The sequence below is a fragment of the Microcystis sp. LE19-8.1F genome, from assembly GCF_027531715.1.
GTDB lineage: Bacteria > Cyanobacteriota > Cyanobacteriia > Cyanobacteriales > Microcystaceae > Microcystis > Microcystis wesenbergii_A.
In genome coordinates, this window is sequence record NZ_JAPZSO010000174.1 from 1 (window position 1) to 19835 (window position 19835).

A 19835-nucleotide genomic window follows, 5' to 3' on the forward strand; every position below is an offset into this window, starting at 1 on the left:
TAGGGAGGCACAATTATTTGTAGGATGGGTTAGCGGTAGCGTAAACTATGCGGGCGTTGGGTTTCATGCTTCAACCGTTCGGACCTCGGCGTGAGCTTTTGTCGAACGCAAAAGCTCACGGCCGAAGCCCAACCTACGTTCCTCTTATATTTAATTCCACCCACCCACTTAAACAGTGAAAAGACAGCAGAAAACTGCCATTTAATACTGTCCACTGAAAACTCACATCTGATAACTGATAACTGATAACTGATTATTGATAACTCTCAATTACTTGACGAAAATCGCTTTTTTGTTTGACTCCGCGCATTTCTTTTACTAATTCCCGATCCTTAAAGAATTGTACCGTGGGAGTCCCGGTTACTTGACCCATTTTGGCAATTTCTGGGTCAGCTTCGATGTCAATTTCCACAAAATAAATTTTGCCATCGTACTCATCGACAACTTTATCTAAAATCGGTTTCAGGGTTTTACAGGGGCCACAGGTGGGAGAAACATATTTTACCATTAACAAGCGATCGCCGTCGTGGAATAATTTCCGCAAAGCATAACCCCCAACGTGACGGGTTTTGTTAATATCAAAAGTTTCCTCCGTATCGGCCGGGGTTTCGCTAACGGTTTTCGTCTCGTAATGTTCAGAAGTGGCTGATTGACGGTATTCTTGGATTAAATTATGCTCCGATAACCATCTTTCTGCCAATAACGCCGCCATACACCCCGTACCTGCGGCAGTGATTGCCTGACGGTATTCGTGGTCCTGCACGTCTCCTGCGGCAAAAACCCCCTCGACGCTGGTAGCAACGGTCCCCGGTTTGACTTTCACATAACCCACCTCGTCTAATTCTAGTTGTCCTTGGAATAGGGAAGTATTGGGAGTGTGACCGATGGCATAAAATAACCCTCTAACGGCTAATTCCCTGATTTCTCCCGTTTGCGAGTTTTTAATGCGTAGTCCTGCCATTTTACTGTCTGTACCGAACACATCCAGTGCTTGGGTGTGAAAATGAACGGTAACTTTCGGATTATTTAACACCCGGTCCTGCATTGCTTTCGAGGCACGCATCGCTTCCCCGCGTATCAATAAATGGACGTGGGAGCCGTATTTAGTCAAATATACGGCTTCTTCCGCCGCCGAGTCACCGCCACCGATGACAGCGAGGTTTTCCTCTCTAAATATCGGTGTAGCACCGTCACAGATAGCACAAGCGGAAATGCCGTTACTCCAGAATTGGGCCTCGCTGGGTAATCCTAAGCGTTTGGCAGTGGCTCCCGTGGCGATAATAATACTATTGGCCTTCACTTCCCGGTCTGTGGAACGAATGGTAAAAGGACGCTGACTTAAATCCACCGAGATAACATCTTCGGTATAGCATTGGGTCCCCCATCTTTCGGCCTGTTCCTTCATTCTTTCCATCAGCTTCGGACCGGTGATTCCTTCGGGAAAACCGGGGAAATTTTCTACTTCTGTGGTGGTCATCAATTGTCCCCCCGGAATGCCTCCCGCTTGGAAACCCTCAAACATCAAGGGTTTTAAGTTCGCACGCGCCGCATAAATCGCCGCCGTATATCCCGCCGGTCCCGAACCAATAATGACTAAATTCTCGACAGTCATAACCGTAAATGCAACTCATAACGACTACGCTTTTTAGTATAGCAGCATCAGTTATCAGTTATCAGTTATCAGTTATCAGTTAAGTACCTAAGCAAAATTAATTACACATTTCGATAAAGCTTTTGCCTCTTGCCTATTGCCTCTTGCCTATCTTCACTAGGAAATTTATTTTGCACGACTACTTATCAGTGTCATATTCCTCGTCACCGACTCTACCAGTGGGTAAAGTCTGCCGCAAATTGAGATAGGGATAACAGCTTAATGCGGGTATCTTGAGCGACCTTTTGGCGCATTTGAGCGGTATTATATCCCCAATCGGCTAAATATAAGCCCACATCGTTTAAATCTGCTTGTTGCTCCACTAATTCCAACGCATCGAGACGATCCTCGACAAACCACAAATTAGCGGGAGATTCGGGTAAATTAGCCAGTATTTGCTGAATAGTCAGGTATTTCGGCTGTTTAATTTCCTTGCCAATTAATCTCGCTGCCGGAAAATTAATTGCTACTTTTTGTAACAATTGCTTGACAAAACGGCTTTCTTTGGTAGTGATGATATAAACCAAAAAATCCGAGTCTAAAAGAGAGGCGAGGCGATTGATCGCGGGTTGATAAAATCGGTGTAAAGTTAACCAAGACTCTAGATCCGACTCAATCCATCGATCCCTAAGACCATCGAGAGCATTTGAGAGAACTTTTTTCGCTATTTTCTCCCTTTCTAGTATATTTTGAGCAATTGACGGCCAATTATTTAAAGCTTCCTCGTCGGGAATACCGAGAACGAGCGATCGCAACAGTAAAGGCATTTCCCAACCGGTTTCGATAACTGGACGAAGTTGCGAAAACCTCGGGAAAAAATCCTCGGGAATTGTTTCCGGCCAAAGGGTTTCATAGGTGCGTTTGCTAATCTGAAAATACTCGATCATGCCATCACAAAGAACACCATCAAAATCGAGTGCTAGAATACGGGGGGATTGACTCATAAATGCTGGTTTAATCTCAATAATGGCAGTATAGCGCAGCTATTAGCTATTCTTTGCTTCATCGTTGACATAACATAGCTGTCTGATGATTTCGGTGACAGAATTTTTCAATCCCTCTACATGAATCCAACCCACATATACAGCATATACAATATTTTGATGATTGTCCTGTATATAAACATGATGAACACGATATAAATCTGAGCTTAAATAAATATAACCACTGGCATCTTTAAATTTACCTTCTAGTAATATTTTTTCTTTTAAAGGTTTCATTTTTACCACATCTTTAGTCACTCCAGATATTTTGGCTATTCTTTCTATGGCAAGCTCAACACAGGTGTTATTGCCGTAACTATTGCCATGATTATAATCGTGCTGATCAAAATAAATTGTCTCTACGATATTTTTGGCCACTTTATCTGATGTTAGGTAATAGGTATGAGCATTAAGGGAATTCAATACTACGGCAGCAATTTCTACAGAATCAAAAATATTGCCAGTCGCTTCTAGATAATAATCGCTCATTAAAATCTTGGATACATCGGTTATAGAATCAAAAAGAGGACGAATTGGATAAGCGATAATATCGGAGGAATTGATCAGATTATTCCAGAGCAAACGCTGGCCTTGATGCTGGGTAATAAATTTTTCAATTTGATTAGCATCAATGCCTAGAGTTAGATTTAAAAATGGGATCGGTGAACCCATTGTTGTTACACTAGATAGGGAAAGTTTGCCCCGCTCTTTACCGATAAGATCACGAATTTCATGAGCGGGATCCTTCGGGTCAAAACGCTCAGAAAATAACAGATCCCAAAGGATTACAGTACCCAAAGAATGGGCGACTATATGTAATTCGCTTTCCCTAGGGTGAGCTTGAACAAGATCGATTAATTGATCGGCAATAATGCGGCGAATTTGTTTTCCTCGATCGCTGCCTAAATAGGTAAATGCGTCACCGATAAAATAAGATAAATACTCTTTTCTAAAATTTTGATAGCGAAAAGATTGTTCGGGGTTAAAATTACTATTTTTCTGTTTTTGTGTCTGTAATTCTTGCTCAATATCTCGCCATAACTTTTCGGTTCCTTTGAGAACATTTCCCCAAAATCCCGCATAAGAGTAGGGAATCGCCAGATTTTTGCGTTTACATTCTTCTTCAATTAGTTTGATTAATTTATTGGCATAACTAGCATCTCTTGTTGCCACTCCATGAATAAAGTAAATCAGCATAATAGATTTATCTCAATAACCGTTGATCGGAATCTCTCTTAATATACCCTTCTAGCTTCAGAAAAATATCAGGATGGAGCGAGATATAGTAACCCACAAGTTATCCTATTTGTCAAGAGATGGTGGAGTGATTATTTAGGTTCTCTTTCGACTGACCAATCCTCTGAGGATAATCCCATAGTTTCTACTACTTTTACACAAAAATAGTGGATATCTTTGGCCGAAAAATTAGTTTCTACTATAAAAACATTATTTTCAAGTTTTTGAGGTCGGCGAAATTTTGTGTCATCTTTCGATAAAAAGCGGGGAAACTCTAGCACAATCTCTTGAAACTTTTCAGGGTCTAGATCGTAGAGAGTATTCAAGGTAAAAATTAGTACATCTTTCCAAGTTTTTACTGTTTGTTGTTTACCACGAATAATTAGTTTTTTGGGTTTTGTATCCTTGACAGATGCAGTTTCATTGACCGGCAGCGAATCATCGCCAAAATAACTCCAAATTTTTATAACACGGTCGGCCAAATATTCAGCACGTTGTTCGATATCTTCTTTTTGCCATGAGTTAATACTATCAAAGTATTTATTAATTTCAAGATGGCTTTTATGGAGTTCTTCTTTCTTGTGAGAAAAATCTTTATCCGCCAGTTCTCCATTATAAGCCGTCAGGGTTAAATTACCTAAAGTATGCACAAGAAGTTGATGGGTAATATCTGCATCTGTTCCCAAATAATCTCTCCACTTATCATTTAGTTTTTGCGGCATAATATGTTCAATAGTCAGGCGAGAACCACTTAAATCTACAGTTTCTCGATGACCAAAAGATTCTTCGATCGCACCGAGAATAATTTTCGCTTTTTCGCTGCGATTTCCTCCGTATAGTTTGATGGTTATTAACTTTTCTTTAAAATCATTATCTTTTGGGTAGTCTTTCTTTTGAAGAGAGATTTTTAATCTTTTAATAAAAGGTTCAGAGTTTAAAGCAGCATCTTTTTGAACTTGGGAATATAGTAAAGCAAAAGTTTTATTAAGTCCGCGAGTCTGAATACCACAAACAAAACGACGGACAAGAAAGTTTTCAAGGGTTTTTAAAACCTCTATAAAGTCCTTTTCAGATAATTTGCTATTTCCCCAGTCATCATAACAATTTAAAAGAAATGGATAGATAGTAGAGACCTCTAGACGCTGAAAAGAATCGAGATATTTACGAATACTAGAATTATTTTCCAGCTTGGGAGTGATTAGTTTGGCATAATACATGGAAAATGTATATAAGTCCTCTATATAGAGAGCGGGATTATTATCAGCTAGTTTATTTTTAAAGGCAGAATAAATTTCGTTATTTCTAATTTCTGCCCCACTTTTTGACAAATAGTGACGGATAAATTCTGTTAAATTATCTCCTAATTTTTCCTGCATCGGCAGCCAGTATCTATCATATAGTGTCTGTTGCTCCTCTTGACGAACGTTCATAAATAAATGATTACGAATTAAATCGGCCTCAGTTAAAGGCTGCCCCGTGGCATTCAAACTTTCAAATACTAGGTAGGGATCGTCGTCATTACCAAGAGTTATATTGACCAAAGATAAGTGATTACAGATAACTTCTGTTAGTTTAGCTAACGAATATGATTGTTCATTAATCTTTCTTTTAAAAAAGAAATAACACTGGGATATGGTATTTTCTTTGTCGATGATTTTGCCACGGATTACAGACTGAAAATATTCTAGGTCTAACTGAGTAGGTTGAATTTTAAAGTAATCAGAACCTTTTTTAAAGGGATTAACAAGAAATGTTTTGTCAATTTCTGCGCTTAAATCCTGTTCTTGTTGGTCTTTCGCTACGTCTCGCAAAGCAGCAAAGAGCAGAAAAATAGTCGTTAAACGTTGCTGTCCATCAATTAGCAGATATTTATTGACCACGCCGGAGTTAGGCGAAACTTGAGTTTTAACTATCGAACCCATAAAATGGGGACGAGGGTTTTCTTGACCGTACAAATAGCTTATGTCATCCCATAAATCTTCCCAATCTTTCTTTTTCCAACTATAAGTGCGCTGAAATAGTGGAATTATATATTGTGTGTTGCCTTGAATAATTTCTTGAAGAGTAACTACCGATGCTTGCATAGGGGCTAGTATAGGAAGATAGACCGATTATTCCTAGTATTTATCACTCTAACACAGCAATTTGGCACTGTCTAGGATCCTGGCGGTTGGTTACGCATTGCTAACCCAGCCGACGAATTGCTATATAATACAAATGCCCGCTATTATAGAATTATATTTTTCCCTTTTAACTTAGTCTTATGGTTTCACAACTAGATAAAACTAACGTCACTGAAATTATCTACCCCGATAGCGATGGTCAACCTATGGCCGATAATACCTTGCAATTTCGTTGGATCACAACAATTAAAACTAATTTAGACTGGCTATTTCGCGAGCAGTCTGATGTCTTTGTTGCGGGGGATTTACTTTGGTATCCCGTGGAAAATGATAATAAACTGCGTCAAGCACCGGATATCATGGTGGTTTTTGGGAGACCAAAAGGGGAAAGAGGTTCCTATCGACAATGGCTAGAAAATAACATTAGTCCCCAGGTGGTTTTTGAAATCCTCTCTCCGGGTAACACCCTCACGGAAATGGCCAAAAAACAGCTATTTTATGACCGTTATGGGGTCGAGGAGTATTATCTTTATGATCCCCATAAAAACGATGCCAGTGGTTGGATAAGAGGCGAAAATCAGCTAGAAATTCTGGAAACTCTCGATAATTGGGTTAGTCCCCGTTTAGGTATTCGTTTTCAGTTGGGGGAACCAGAAATGTTGCTTTTTTATCCCGATGGACAAGCTTTCACCAGCTATAACGAGGAAAAACAACGAGCAGAGGCTGAAAAACAACGAGCGGAAAGATTAGCCAAGAAACTGCGGGAATTGGGCATTAATCCTGACCAAATCTGAGAGAATGTTTCTGGGCTACTAAGCTAAGACGCATTTAAAGCACTTATTCTTAAGATTAGCCGAATCTCCCCCAATCCCTTTACTGTTGCCTCTTGCCTCTTGCCTCTTGCCTCGTCTCAACAAGCAATTTAAATGCTTAACAGCTTATTAAAAACGGATTTGCTCTGGGAGTGCCTATTGACTAGAGGTAATACCGCGCTGACGTAATTGGTCGATAAAAAATTCTTCTAGGGAAGCACGAGCTAAATTAAGACTAATCAAGCGAGCATCCATACTAGACAGGGCAGCCAGAAAAGCATCGGGTTCTCCCTGTAATTGTCCGTGCCAAAAATTATCGCGCCAATGTAAACCGAGTATCCATTGCTGTAGTTGATCCTCCCTACCACCTTGAACAATCACCTGATAGACATCAGCACGACCGAGAATTTGGTCGAGGGAACCAACACAGAGTAATTCTCCCCGAGCTAACAGGGCAATGCGATCGCAAATTTGTTCCACATCGGAGAGAATATGAGAGTTAAAAAAGATAGTTTTCCCCTGTTGTTTGAGGGATTGAATAATTTCTCGCACCTGATAGCGACCGATAGGGTCCAGTCCCGACATCGGTTCATCGAGAAAGACTAATTCGGGATCATTGATTAATGCTTGAGCTATACCGATCCGTTGCATCATCCCCTTAGAATATTGACGCAATTGTTTTTTCTGGGCAGTTTTGCGGTCTAATCCCACTAAATCCAATAATTCAGGAATGCGTTTTTTCTGCACAGAAGAGGGAATCTTAAAAATGCCGCCGATTAATTGTAGGAATTCCCAGCCGGTGAGATAGTCGTAGTAGTAGGCATTTTCGGGAAGATAGCCGATGCGTTGCCTGACCGAGCGATCGCCAATTGGTTGACCGAGAATCAAGGCCCGTCCGGAAGTGGGTCGGACAATCCCCAAAAGGGTTTTTAAGAGCGTGGTTTTGCCGGCTCCGTTCGGGCCTAATAATCCAAAGGTTTCGCCCTCATGGACAATTAAAGTACAGTTTTTCAAGGATTCGATTTTTTTATTTAACCAGAATCCCGTCCGATAAGTTTTTTGTAAGTTTAACGTCTCTAGAACAGTTTGACGGCTGGTATTCGTCATTGTTTTGGAGTCATCTGAGACAGAATACATGGGTTTTACATCCCTTTTCCTAGACTTTGCTTCTATTATCCCCAAATTGTCATCAGCAATGTCAACAGTATCAAAATAGCACGATTTTGGAACCCAGAAAAATTCCCACCAGTCAAGCGGTATCAGTGCAGTTCCGGGCTATGACAAGCTTTCTTCTCTGGCATTGGTGTGAATTAGCCGCTAAAATCTGTTAGAAAGGTAACGTTGACACTTGAGCGGCAACTGGTACAATAGGGCGAACGCTTACGGAAACCAGACTCTTACACAAACACAGCATGAAACAACTCCTCAACTGCCTCAATTCCCTGACAGTGGCCAGTGTAGCCACTATCGCTTTGGCCTACCCTAGCATCGCTCAAGTTAATCTCTCCGTTTATCCCGCTCCTTCCTCGTCGAACGAATCCATAGAATTATACGTTCCCCCGCCAGAAAACAATAACATCGATAATACCTGTACTCAATTGATTGGGGCAAATATAGATAAAGTTATCGGTCAAGCACCCAATCAGTGGGGTATATTAATCGAATCTATAGATCGCCAAACAGTTATTTATAGTCATAACGCTGATCGCTATTTTATCCCCGCTTCTAATACAAAGTTATTTACCACGGCTGCCGCTTTACAGGTGATGAACCCGGAAACGACAATTCAGAAAAAATCCCTGCGCGATTGGGTTAATATCACTAATCAGAGAAGTAATAATTTCTACGCTGACACTCTTTTTCGCTTTATCGGCGGTGCTAAAAATGTTACTGCCATCTTGGCACAATTGGGCATCAATCCCAGTGGTTTTCGTTTAGCCGATGGTTCGGGATTATCCCGCCGTAATACCGCTACTCCCCGCTCGATCGTGGAAATTTTGCGGGTGATGTATTATTCTCCTAATCGCGATACTTTCTATGCTTCCTTACCTGTGGCGGGAATTAGTGGCACCCTGAGAAACCGGATGCGTCAGACGGCCGCCACTGGCACAGTTTACGCTAAAACCGGCACTCTTACCGGTGTGCGGGCCCTATCGGGTTATCTAGAAAACCCCAACCAAGGACCGATGTTATTTAGCATTATCGTTAATAATCAACGGGTTTCCGGACAGGCCCTGGTGAAAGCGATCGATACTATTGTTCTACAGATGACCGAATCTCGTTCCTGTCAAGCTCAGTAGACCGCTTGTAAAAATCGCCCTGTCTCCCGACTCCTAACTCCTGAATTCTGCTGTGTGCAGGAGGTCTAATCCTGAGGCTATTCTAGCCAGTCAATCCGATTCTTTTTCCGGAACTGATGGCCAAATTCCCTTAACCCGAACTGGGGTTAATAATAGCCATAATCTGCTTCAGTTTGGGTTTGGGTTTGGGGGGAGAGATATTCAAAATTGGAAGGATCTCGCAAGAAGCGAAATATTTCTTCTTCGAGACGATGAATTAGATAGGGTTCTATGGAACTAGAATCGCGTAAACAGGCTAAATAGCCTTCTACATATAGCCGGATCTCATCAAAACGGGAGCCACGGTGCCAAAGATCCACCATGTCATCGGTTAGTCTTTGATAGTAACGAATGGATTGGGTATCTTGGAGCATGGGCAGTAGAACAAAAAAGAGAGAGTGGGGGTAAGTGTTTATGGATCATCGTAGGGAGAATTGCCATTCTCGGTCCCCGATACCTCTATTGTACTCACCAAATCGGCAAAACACAGACAAGAGAATTTTCAGTGATCAGTAAAGGGTGTGGGGTGTGGGGTGTGGGGTGTGGGGTGTAGGGTGTAGGGTGTAGGGTGTAGGGTGTAGGGTGTGGGGTGTGGGGTGTAGGGTGTGGGGAGAAGGGAGAATAAATAAAGGCAATCTCCTGAATCCTGTCTCCTGAATCCTGTCTCCTGAATCCTGTCTCCTGTCTCCTGCCTTCGTATAGATTATTCATAGTTTCTTTGTCTTTTTGCCCGTTCAATTTCTGCTTGTAGTTCTGCTATTTGTCGCTGCAATCTTTCGCTTTCCCTATCATTAGCATCAACATTAATTGAGCTTTTAACCCCTGTTTTGGCATAGTTTCCCCGGCGAATTTGACGATAGGATTCCGAGTTAAACCATTCCTGTAGATAATGCACTCTTTCTACGGAAAAAGGATGGGTTAAAAAGGAACCATTACCGCCATTATAAATGATAAATTTATAAATCTGGTTTAAGTTATCTTGGTCTAATTGTCGGTAGGCCTCCCCTTGGCGAATAAATTCTTCTAAGTTGCATTCATGCAGGTATTTTTGACTTCCTCCTGCACATTTCATTAAAGTTCTCAGGACTAAATTTAAATCATCGGTAACTAATAAAGCGGCTCTGTCTGCGGATAATTCGGCTTTTCTGCGCCATTCATAAAAGGCATAAACTAGACCGGTAGTAATGGCTTTTCCTAGTCCTAAAGTGATGTCCCCAAGGAAATTAGCCGCCCCCATCACCCAAAAAGAAAGTTGAATTAAAATACTATGATCGCATTTTAAATGTCCTAATTCGTGGGCAAGAATTACCCGAATTTCTTCTTCATCTAAGAGGTCTAAAAGAGCAGTATTAAAGACAATGTAGGGATGTTCAGAACCCAAAGAATAGGCATTCGCTGAAGGGTTTTGACTGACATAAAGATTCGGTTCTGGGGACATATCTAAATCCCGCAGACATTGGCGATAGATACCGTATAAAGTGGCGTATTGACGCGGGCCGACTTTTAGATCATTGCCCATTAATAAAATTTGCTGGGGACGTTCATAGAGATATTCGGAAAAACTTTTCGCTAATAAGTCAAACCCTGGAACCGATCTTAAGGCCTGTTCAGCTTGCTGATCTAGGGGATGTTTAAAAGCTTGACTGGAGATATCAGGATAAGTTGGCATATTAATAAAACCTCTTGTAAAAATCAAAAATTGTTGTTAGGGTTAGGAGTCAGTAGTCAGTAGTCAGGAGAATTAAGAATGAATAATAAGCAATTAAATGGTCTATTTAGAGATTTTATGCCATTTAATCCTTATTTGTGCCGTTTTTGAAACCTCAAAAATTAATTATGCAAGAGGTTTATAGAATAAAAAAGTCAAAATTTGTCCTAAATTGATCCTATACAAATGCTTGATACAGCGGTTATCTTAAAGATAAAGTGTAACCTAATTTGATGTTGACGACCGACTCCTCAAAAGGAAAACTTTGTGCTTCACCATTAAGATAACTGCTACGGATAAACAAGCTGATCTAAAAATTGAAAATCATAGGCCTAGTTTATCAATTTATCAAGTTTATACTGTCCCATTAATCAGTATAATAAAAGTTAAAATCTTTTAAGGCTAATATTCTCTGCTTATTTAAGCGATAATGATAGGCCACACGAAACTTTAACTTTTCCCAGTCGCTTTTTTGAATTCTGTTTTTACCAGAGGAAAACTTAAGATGTTCGACAAATTCATGCTCGATTATGTCAGACCATTCGCTAGGATAGGTAGGTAAACCTGCTTTCGCCGCAGCTAACCCCATTACTGGACCATCTGCACCGTGAAGGCGGTGTATTTCTAAATATTTGGCAATTATTCCCCAATAGTAAATGAATTCTTGTTCTTTTTTCCGATTTTTTCCGACAGCAAAGATAAATTCCCCAACATAGGGAGCGTTTTCAAAATCTATATCCAACTTCTGCGCCACTTTCTCATAATAAGGAATATTTTCGGGTTGATAACGAGTTAGATGAGCTTTTAGATTCTTGATTGTGCCGAAAACTCCGTCAAGATTATTAAATTGTTCAGGAAACACTAAGGATTTTATTAATCGAATATCCGTATCAATTTGAATAGTCATGTCATAGCGTTCTAAGGCTTTCTCAATAGCAAAACGCCTGTCATTATAGGGAAACATGATACTATCCTGAATATGTTTAATGGCAATTACGTTACTTAAATCTTGAAAATCCCTTGGCTCATCAGTCAATATCAGATATTGAATACCGGGATGGTATTTTTCCAGATCCCGCGCTACGTTGACTGCACAGGAACGATACTTTTTGCCGAGAGCTAAACCGCAAAAACAATAACTATTCATTAATCACTGTCTGAATTTTTGTCTGGGTTCAGTCTAGCTTATCTTAGAAAATTCGTCAATCAGTCGATAAAATTGCGTTGAAAAAATCTCTAGTTTTTAGTTGGCAGCAAAACTACAAGGTACTACTTCGGACAAATAAGGAGGGCATCGTAGTTTTCGGAGTTAATTTCGTCAAAAGTGGCGTTAAGGGTGCAATTATGACCGATTTTTTCGCCATAGGTTTGATATCCTTCAAAATCGTGGACGGCAGTACGCACCGATGACCAACCATTTGTAAAGCTTGAAAGGGAACCATTACTTCGTAATCTTCGACGAAATCGCCCACCAGCATGAGGATTTTTTTGCCTGATTACCTATAGTTTTTAGGTAGCATATAAAGTACAAAAGTGAGCAAAACTTTAACTTTTCTTTGCAAGTTTTTCGAGGCAAACGAGCGCATTATAGTCAGGAATTCCTTCTAGAGAAAGTTGGCGTTTATCAAATCAGCAACGCCGACTTTCTCAATAGGTTTTTAATTCTGCAAAATTGCGGATTCTAGAGTTTATTTGGTTGCGGTGACATAGAATAGACCTGTGGGAGAAATGAGCTTTTTTCTTGTTAACTATCCTTAGCAACAATTCCTAGATTCGATAACAAAGCTTGTAGGTTAGTTTGCACGGTAGCGGGTTGGTATCTCTTAATAGTTTCTAGGGAATTATCAGCGAGTTTTTGCCACAATTCCCTATTGTCATAGAGTTCGATCACCCCTCGGGCAAATTCCTCGTCAGTATCGGCAATTAAAACATCTTGGTGGTCAATTAATCCCATACCTTCGGCACCAATTTTTGTGGTAATAGTCGGTAATCCTAGGGAAAGACTTTGACCTATTTTACCCTTCATTCCCGCACCAAATCGCAGGGGGGCAACAAAAATGCGACTCTTTTGGAAATGGGGTTCTACTTCGGGAACATAACCAGTAACAATCACTTTATCACTGGCTAATTCCTTCACTTCATCCTTGAGGTTACTTCCCAATAAATTAACGGTAATATCGGGACGGGATGCCCAAACTAAGGGCATAATTTCTAAACATAACCACTTAACGGCATCAATATTAGGAGGGTGATTGTAGCTACCAATAAATACTAAACCCGATCGCTGGTCAAAGGCAACTTTTTCTGACAGAGAAATTTCTTCATGAATATTGGGGATTACCCAAACATTTTTCACTCCTAAAGAGGATAAAACCTGCTTTTCATCTTCCGTTACTACCACGGTTGCTTCCGCTTGGTTAGCATAGTTTAACTCTAATTTCTGATAGGTTTGCCAACTCCAGCTAGTATTTTGGTAACTGGGATCGAGATAGTCTTTTTGACGTTTTAAACGCAGAAAATGCAGGTCAATTGTATCATAAATAATTGGTACTTTTGTTTTTAAGCGAATTAAATCCATATACTTATCGCACAATTCAGGCCGACACAACCAAACTCCATCTATCAGGGGTAAATATTTGATTAATTTTTCTTCTAGATTATATTTTTGCGGTGTGCCATAAATAACTTCAATTCCCAGCTGTTGCAGGACGGAAGTATAGGGTTGTTCAGGATAGCCATTATCGGGAAAGAAAATCACTGAATAGCCTAAATTGAGCAGTAGCTTAAGAATATTTAATAAACGCACACAGCCAGATTCTCGATCGTATAGTGGCACATAGGAATCGATGACTAAAATTGTCGGTTTTCCTTGTAAACGTCGGGCAGCTTTGGGTACATTATTAGCATCGTTATCTAGGTGTTTAGTTAATACCTTTGACCATTTTTCTCGAAACTTAGTTTGATTAATAATTTGATATTGTTTTGTCCCACTGGAAAGGTCTGTTCCCGAGGTAATTCCCTCGTAGTGAATGACGTTAGATTGGGGTTGATAGAGGACTTGATAACCCAATTCTCGGATGGCAAAACATAAGTCTGTATCTTCGTAATATGCGGGGATAAAGTCTTGACAAAAACCACCTAATTGCTTAAATAAATCCGTAGGAACTAATAAACTGGCCCCCGAACAATAGTCCACGGGACGCACATAATTATATTCCGGTTCCTCGGAACTATCTAAGCGTCCATAATTCCAACCATCGGCAGAATTCCAGATAATTCCCCCCGCTTCTTGTTGTTTACTATTAGCATAAATTAACTTAGAACCCACCGCACCAACTCGGGGATTATTGACGATTAATTTCACTAAACTTTCTAGACAATTTTCCAGAATTCTAGTGTCGTTATTGAGAAAATATAGGTATTGACCTTTTGCTTTACTAGCCCCATAATTACAGGAACGGATAAAACCAGAGTTTTCTGTATTGGTTAATACTTTAATTCCTTTAACTAAAGTTGCTAATTGTTCTAAAGTTTCATCGCTGGAAGCATCATTAACAATGATTATTTCATAGGCTAAATCAGAACTTAGGTTAACACTCAAGGATTCCAGACAGTTAAAGGTGTAGGCAAATTGGTTATAAACAGGAATAATAATCGAGACTAAAGGATCATCACTACTGGCAATTTCTAGGGGTCGCGGTTCAGCTAATTTAGCCCTTTCGATCACCTGTTCTTCAAATTCAGAGGAACTCTTTCCTGTGAGAATTTTAATAATTTTTCGTTTCGTCTTTTTGAGTGCTGGTTTCCATCCTTCCTCTTGGAGACTAAAGACAAATTTTTTCAGCAGTTTTTTAAGTTTGAAAATAATCATTATTACCATAAATACTCCTCTAGAGAAACCCAATTTTGTGCTAAATTTAAATCTCTTTCTGCTCTAATAATAGCTCCTTCCTTTAATTGTTGCTTGAGGTAGTTTCTCGGTTGTTTCATAATATATAATTTAATCGCTTCATTGATTAAATTATTATATTCTTTTTCAGGATCATCACTACTCGCTAACCATCGATCGAGAAGTTGCATGGTATCTTCAGGGAGAGTTATCTGAAGTTGTCTGGGCATTTTGTTTTTCCTAACCATATCTAGACAATAACAATTATAAACCCCTAGAGCGATTTTAGTTGCTGTCGGGATAAATTCTCGGGGCTGCGGCGATTAATTTTTGGGTGTAGGGGTGTTGGGGATGGCTAAAAATCTGTTCAGTGTCACCCATTTCAACAATTTTACCCGCAGTCATCACCGCAATTCGATCGCAGAGGAATCTCGCTAACCAAAGATCATGAGTTATAAATAAATAAGTGAGATTAAATAACTTTTGTAACTCTAACATTAACTCTAAAACCTGTGTCTGGACACTAGCATCGAGCATACTAACCGGTTCATCACAAATAACTAATTCTGGATGGGTAATTAAAGCGCGAGCAATGGCTACCCTTTGCTGTTGTCCCCCCGATAACTCCCTAGGATAGCGTCGATAAAACTCCTCTACTGGTGTCAAACCGACTCGATCTAACATTTCTAAAACCTGTTCTTTAGCCGTTTCTAGACTAATTTTTTGATGGATCAAAAGCGGATCGGCGATACTTTCTCCCACCGTCATTAAAGGATTGAGACAAGCGAGGGGATCCTGAAAAATCATCTGCATTAAGCGCCGTTTTGGACGCATTTTTTCCCCCGACAAAGTTGTTAAATCTTCTCCTAAAAATTCCACTTTTCCCCCAGTGGGTTTAATTAACTGTAATAGGGTTCTCGATAGGGTACTTTTCCCACACCCCGACTCCCCAACTAAACCGAAAATTTCCCCTCGATACAGTTCAAAATTGACTTCATCCACCGCTTTAATAAATTTCTTTTTTTTCTTGAAAAAACTATCTAAAAAGTTATCTTCTAGGGTATAATAATGTTTTAAATTATCCACCTTTAACACCGTTTCTTTGCCTTGAATTGCCGTTGATTTTTCCTCCCGTAACTGTAGGTGTAAAGCGGCGGCCAAAAGAGAACGAGTGTAGGGGTGTTGAGGTGTATTAAAAACTGTTTTTACCGCTCCCGATTCGACAATTTTGCCCCCCTTCATCACCGCTAATCGATCGCAATATTCTCCCACCAGCGCTAAATCATGGGAAATTAACAATAATCCCATCTGTTTCTCGCTACATAAACGCTTTAATTCCCGCAGAATTTCCGCCGAAACTGTCACATCTAAACTGGTGGTGGGTTCATCGGCAATAATTAACTTAGGGTTTAATAATAAAGCTAAAGCAATGGCCACTCTTTGCCGCATTCCCCCGCTAAATTCGTGAGGATATTGGGACCACCGATTAGCGGGAATTTTCACTTTTTCTAGGACAGTACAAGCTTCACTTTTAGCTTGACGATAGGTTAAATTCCCTCGATGAGCTTGCAAAGTTTCCACACAATGATCGCCAATAGTCATTAGGGGATCCAGTCGCGTCATCGGATCTTGAAAGACTAATCCCACCGCTTCCCCGCGAAACTTTTCTAACTGTTTGCTAGATAAAGATAAAAGCGATCGCCCTTCAAAGGTAATCTCACCTTCCACGTGAGTGCGATTGGGTAATAACCTTAAAATAGCCTTACCGATGGTCGATTTTCCACAACCGGATTCACCCACTAATCCCAGAGTTTCCCCTTGGCCTATACTCAAAGATACCCCATCGATCGCCCAAGAGGGAGAACTTAATTCGGTCGGGTAGGCAATTTTTAGGTCTTTAATTTCCAACATGACGCGAGCGGTAACGATAAAAGTTAGGACTTAGGGTCAAGTATGCCACACAAACGGCGATCGAGCATTTAATTAGGGTTTGCCGAAAAAGTTTTTCGTGGGGGCAGGGTGTGGGGTGTGGGGTGTGGGGTGTAGGGTTTTACCCATTTTCAGGGGGTCAATTACCTAATTTTTAGGGAAAAAGTCCCTGAATTTTACCCCCGATCACTCTCATATCTGGTACTTTTTGATTGACAAAAAGTCTAAAAGTCTTACCCAACAAGGTTTTTAGATTTATTCAGCAAGCCCTAATTACTAATCGACAACTTCCCCTAACAAAACCCGACAATACCCCTTTAAAGTCGCCACTCGCTCGCTAATTATCTGTAAACGCTTCTCCCGTCCTTGCCGGGCCGAGGCCAAAAATAACCAATCCGTCTCCAGCAATCGCCAGGATCGATATAGTTCCGTCTGGACAGTGCGCCAACGATTAGCCACCTCTGGGCTGAAATTGTCATCATTTAGTGACAATATCTCCCCTTCTAGACAGGTTTGTAAAGCTTGAAAAGATTGTAACCCCGTGGAAGCGTCCCCATCCAGAAGGGCAAGACTGAAATCCTCCAGTTTTCTTAACAAAGATTCGTAGGCTTGACGGTAATTTGTCGGTAGCATCCAATACAAAGCGCGTTAGAATTTGTTACATAAGATTAACGATTTGCCGTCACGGTTGCAAGTCCTCTCTCCTCCCGACCAGAGACAAAAACTTAAAAGAATCGCGTCCTTTTCGCCGATCGATCCGATGCCAGTGTTAGAGAGTTAAGTAATCTGGCATCCCTTCGGCCTAATAGTTTTCTAGTTATCCGTCTCCTCCCCCCCCCTATTATCCCCCCGATCTAACCATGAACGCCATCACTGCCATCCAACCAGAAACCCTCACCGCCCTTCCCCGGGCCACGGAACCGAAAAAAGCGTTAGTTTTACCCGATTGGCTGAAAGAATGCCTAATTACCTACGAAAACGACCCCCAGAATCCCGATAGCGATTTAATCTGTCGGGCCTTTAATTTCGCCCACAAACTCCACGAGGGGCAGTATCGCAAATCTGGGGAACCCTATATCGCCCATCCCATAGCTGTAGCGGGATTACTGCGGGATCTGGGGGGTGATGGGGCAATGATCGCGGCGGGATTCCTTCACGATGTGGTGGAAGATACGGAAGTCACCCCCGAAGAAATCGAGGCTAGATTCGGTGTTGAGGTGCGTAATTTGGTGGAAGCGGTGACAAAACTCTCCAAATTCAACTTTTCTAGCAAAACTGAACGGCAAGCGGAGAATTTTCGCCGAATGTTCCTGGCGATGGCTCAAGATATCCGCGTCATCGTGGTCAAATTAGCCGATCGCCTGCACAATATGCAAACCCTCGAACACCTCACCCCGCAACAGCAGCAACGCATCGCCCTCGAAACTAGAGAAATCTTTGCTCCCCTGGCTAACCGTTTAGGGATTGGGCGATTTAAATGGGAATTAGAAGATTTATGCTTTAAATACCTCGAACCCGATGCTTATCGCGCCGTGCAGTTATTGGTATCGGAAAAACGCATCGATCGAGAGGCCCGCATCGAAACTGTCACTAACACATTGCGGGAAAAATTGCAAGAAATTGGCATAAAAGTTCTTGATTTGCAAGGTCGCCCCAAACATCTCTACGGCATCTATCATAAAATGCACAATCAAGGCAAAGAATTCGAGCAGATTTATGATATAGCCGCCGTCCGCATTATCGTCGAAACCAAAGAGGAATGTTATCGTTGTTTAGCCATAGTTCACGACCAATTTACCCCGATTCCTAACCGTTTTAAAGACTATATCGGTTTACCAAAAGCTAACCGTTATCAATCCCTCCATACTACCGTTGTTGGTTTAAATGCCCGCCCCCTAGAAGTGCAGATTCGCACCCTAGAAATGCACCATGTTGCTGAATACGGGATTGCAGCCCATTGGAAGTATAAAGAAACCGGTTCTAGTCAAACAACTTTAACCGCTGCGGATGAAAAATTCGCTTGGCTGCGTAATCTGCTCGACTGGCAAAAAGACCTTAAAGATGGTCAAGAATACATGGATGGCCTGAAAAATAATTTCTTTGAAGAAGATATCTATGTTTTCACCCCCAAAGGTGATGTGGTGGCCCTTGCCCAAGGTGCGACACCGGTAGATTTTGCCTATCATATTCATAGCGAAGTAGGTAATCAGATGAAAGGGGCAAGAATTAATGGTAAATGGTCAGTTCTTGATGCTCCCTTGCAAAATGGTGATCTGGTGGAAATTCTCACCAGCAAGCATAGTCACCCTAGTTTAGATTGGTTAAATTTTGTCGTTACTCCTAGCGCCAGAAATCGCATCCGGCAATGGTACAAAAAATCGCGACGAGAAGAAAATATTAGCCGTGGTCGTGATTTATTAGAGAAAGAATTGGGTAAAACTGGCTTCGATGCCCTGCTGAAATCGGAACGAATGCAATCCGTGGCTAAACAGTGCAATTATGTGGCAGTAGATGATTTATTGGCGGCCTTAGGTTACGGCGAAGTTACCCTAAAAAATGTGGTTAATCGTCTGCAAGAAGCGGTTAAAAATCAACAGGAAATTTTAACGGTCAAAAATCCGCCCGATGTCTTGACTGATTCCCAATTGATTCTACCACCTTCTCCCGTTCAAAGGGCTTTACCCGTTAGTAAATCACCGATCGCCGGTGTGGAGGGATTAGTCTATCGTTTAGCCGGTTGTTGTTGTCCTTTACCCGGGGAAAATATTACCGGTATAGTTGCCCATGCGGGGGAAGGTATTGTTATTCACCGTCAGGGCTGCTCGAATGTGGAAAAAGCCGAAGCTGAACGCTTAATTCCTGTTAGTTGGAACCCCGTAGATGACCAGGGACGTTATCCAACTTATCCGGTAAATATTCAGATTGAAGTGATCGATCGCGTCGGGGTTTTAAAAGATATTCTCTCTCGTTTAAGTGACCAAAATATTAATGTTCGCAATGCTGGAGTTAAGACTAATTTCGGCAAACCCGCTTTAATTTCCCTGAAAATTGAAGTAAAAGACCTGCAACAATTTGAACGCTGTGTTAGTCAAATTAAGCTGATGAGCGATGTTTTAAACGTTCGTCGCACCAGTCAGGTAAAAAGCGATCGAGAGTAGGTTAAAC

17 protein-coding genes are annotated in these 19835 nt (G+C 41.1%); 4 read left to right on the top strand and 13 right to left on the bottom strand.

Annotated features, from left to right (window positions below; genetic code table 11):
* Positions 1–253 precede the first annotated feature (253 nt).
* From trxB to O9334_RS16745, 4 genes are all read right to left on the bottom strand, one after another.
* The gene (gene trxB, locus O9334_RS16730; RefSeq protein ID WP_045356205.1) at positions 254–1612 is read right to left on the bottom strand and encodes a thioredoxin-disulfide reductase; all 1359 of its coding nucleotides are present in this window, start codon (positions 1610–1612) and stop codon (positions 254–256) included.
* A 212-nt stretch (positions 1613–1824) separates the two neighbouring features.
* Complete coding sequence (locus O9334_RS16735) at positions 1825–2595, bottom strand: HAD family hydrolase (RefSeq protein WP_288001312.1); 771 nt, start codon at positions 2593–2595, stop codon at positions 1825–1827.
* A gap of 42 nt (positions 2596–2637) precedes the next feature.
* Entirely contained in the window at positions 2638–3831 is a 1194-nt protein-coding gene (locus O9334_RS16740) for a lipase family protein (protein ID WP_288001315.1), read from the bottom strand.
* A 131-nt stretch (positions 3832–3962) separates the two neighbouring features.
* Positions 3963–5954 (bottom strand): DUF262 domain-containing protein, encoded by a 1992-nt coding sequence (locus tag O9334_RS16745; protein ID WP_288001317.1) that lies wholly within the window; start codon positions 5952–5954, stop codon positions 3963–3965.
* A 179-nt stretch (positions 5955–6133) separates the two neighbouring features.
* Between O9334_RS16745 and O9334_RS16750 the strand changes: the two genes are divergently transcribed.
* The gene (locus O9334_RS16750) at positions 6134–6787 is read left to right on the top strand and encodes a Uma2 family endonuclease (protein WP_288001320.1); all 654 of its coding nucleotides are present in this window, start codon (positions 6134–6136) and stop codon (positions 6785–6787) included.
* A gap of 174 nt (positions 6788–6961) precedes the next feature.
* On the opposite strand, the gene O9334_RS16755 is transcribed toward O9334_RS16750, so the two are convergent.
* A complete protein-coding gene (locus tag O9334_RS16755) occupies positions 6962–7942 on the bottom strand; it encodes an ABC transporter ATP-binding protein (protein WP_288001323.1) in 981 nt (326 codons plus the stop codon).
* Between the two features lie 26 nt (positions 7943–7968).
* Between O9334_RS16755 and O9334_RS16760 the strand changes: the two genes are divergently transcribed.
* Complete coding sequence (locus O9334_RS16760; protein ID WP_159247994.1) at positions 7969–8136, top strand: hypothetical protein; 168 nt, start codon at positions 7969–7971, stop codon at positions 8134–8136.
* Positions 8137–8217: 81 nt separating this feature from the next.
* Positions 8218–9105, top strand: a complete 888-nt coding sequence (gene dacB, locus O9334_RS16765; protein WP_288001328.1) for a D-alanyl-D-alanine carboxypeptidase/D-alanyl-D-alanine endopeptidase — start codon at positions 8218–8220, stop codon at positions 9103–9105.
* Positions 9106–9251: 146 nt separating this feature from the next.
* Here the strand turns inward: dacB and O9334_RS16770 are convergent, their stop codons facing one another.
* From O9334_RS16770 to patD, 8 genes are all read right to left on the bottom strand, one after another.
* On the bottom strand, positions 9252–9518 hold the full coding sequence (locus O9334_RS16770) for a DUF6761 family protein (RefSeq protein ID WP_002739044.1): 267 nt from the start codon (positions 9516–9518) through the stop codon (positions 9252–9254).
* Positions 9519–9847: 329 nt separating this feature from the next.
* Complete coding sequence (locus tag O9334_RS16775) at positions 9848–10813, bottom strand: M48 family metallopeptidase (protein ID WP_288001333.1); 966 nt, start codon at positions 10811–10813, stop codon at positions 9848–9850.
* 406 nt (positions 10814–11219) lie between these two features.
* Positions 11220–11999, bottom strand: a complete 780-nt coding sequence (locus O9334_RS16780; protein ID WP_045356192.1) for a hypothetical protein — start codon at positions 11997–11999, stop codon at positions 11220–11222.
* Positions 12000–12121: 122 nt separating this feature from the next.
* Positions 12122–12256, bottom strand: a complete 135-nt coding sequence (locus O9334_RS16785; RefSeq protein ID WP_274518313.1) for a type 1 glutamine amidotransferase family protein — start codon at positions 12254–12256, stop codon at positions 12122–12124.
* A gap of 340 nt (positions 12257–12596) precedes the next feature.
* On the bottom strand, positions 12597–14732 hold the full coding sequence (locus tag O9334_RS16790; protein ID WP_288001336.1) for a glycosyltransferase: 2136 nt from the start codon (positions 14730–14732) through the stop codon (positions 12597–12599).
* Positions 14726–14971 carry a hypothetical protein gene (locus O9334_RS16795; protein ID WP_045356187.1) on the bottom strand — a complete coding sequence of 82 codons (246 nt, stop codon included), beginning with the start codon at positions 14969–14971 and terminating at the stop codon, positions 14726–14728. The genes O9334_RS16790 and O9334_RS16795 overlap by 7 nt, the downstream gene beginning before the upstream one ends.
* Before the next feature lie 55 nt (positions 14972–15026).
* Positions 15027–16652, bottom strand: coding sequence for a dipeptide ABC transporter ATP-binding protein (locus O9334_RS16800; RefSeq protein ID WP_288001339.1), 1626 nt, complete (start codon positions 16650–16652; stop codon positions 15027–15029).
* A 294-nt stretch (positions 16653–16946) separates the two neighbouring features.
* Positions 16947–17303 (bottom strand): heterocyst frequency control protein PatD, encoded by a 357-nt coding sequence (gene patD / locus O9334_RS16805; protein ID WP_045356182.1) that lies wholly within the window; start codon positions 17301–17303, stop codon positions 16947–16949.
* A gap of 227 nt (positions 17304–17530) precedes the next feature.
* Here patD and O9334_RS16810 point away from each other — a divergent pair, with 227 nt between their 5' ends.
* The gene (locus O9334_RS16810) at positions 17531–19828 is read left to right on the top strand and encodes a RelA/SpoT family protein (RefSeq protein WP_045356180.1); all 2298 of its coding nucleotides are present in this window, start codon (positions 17531–17533) and stop codon (positions 19826–19828) included.
* Positions 19829–19835: the final 7 nt, after the last annotated feature.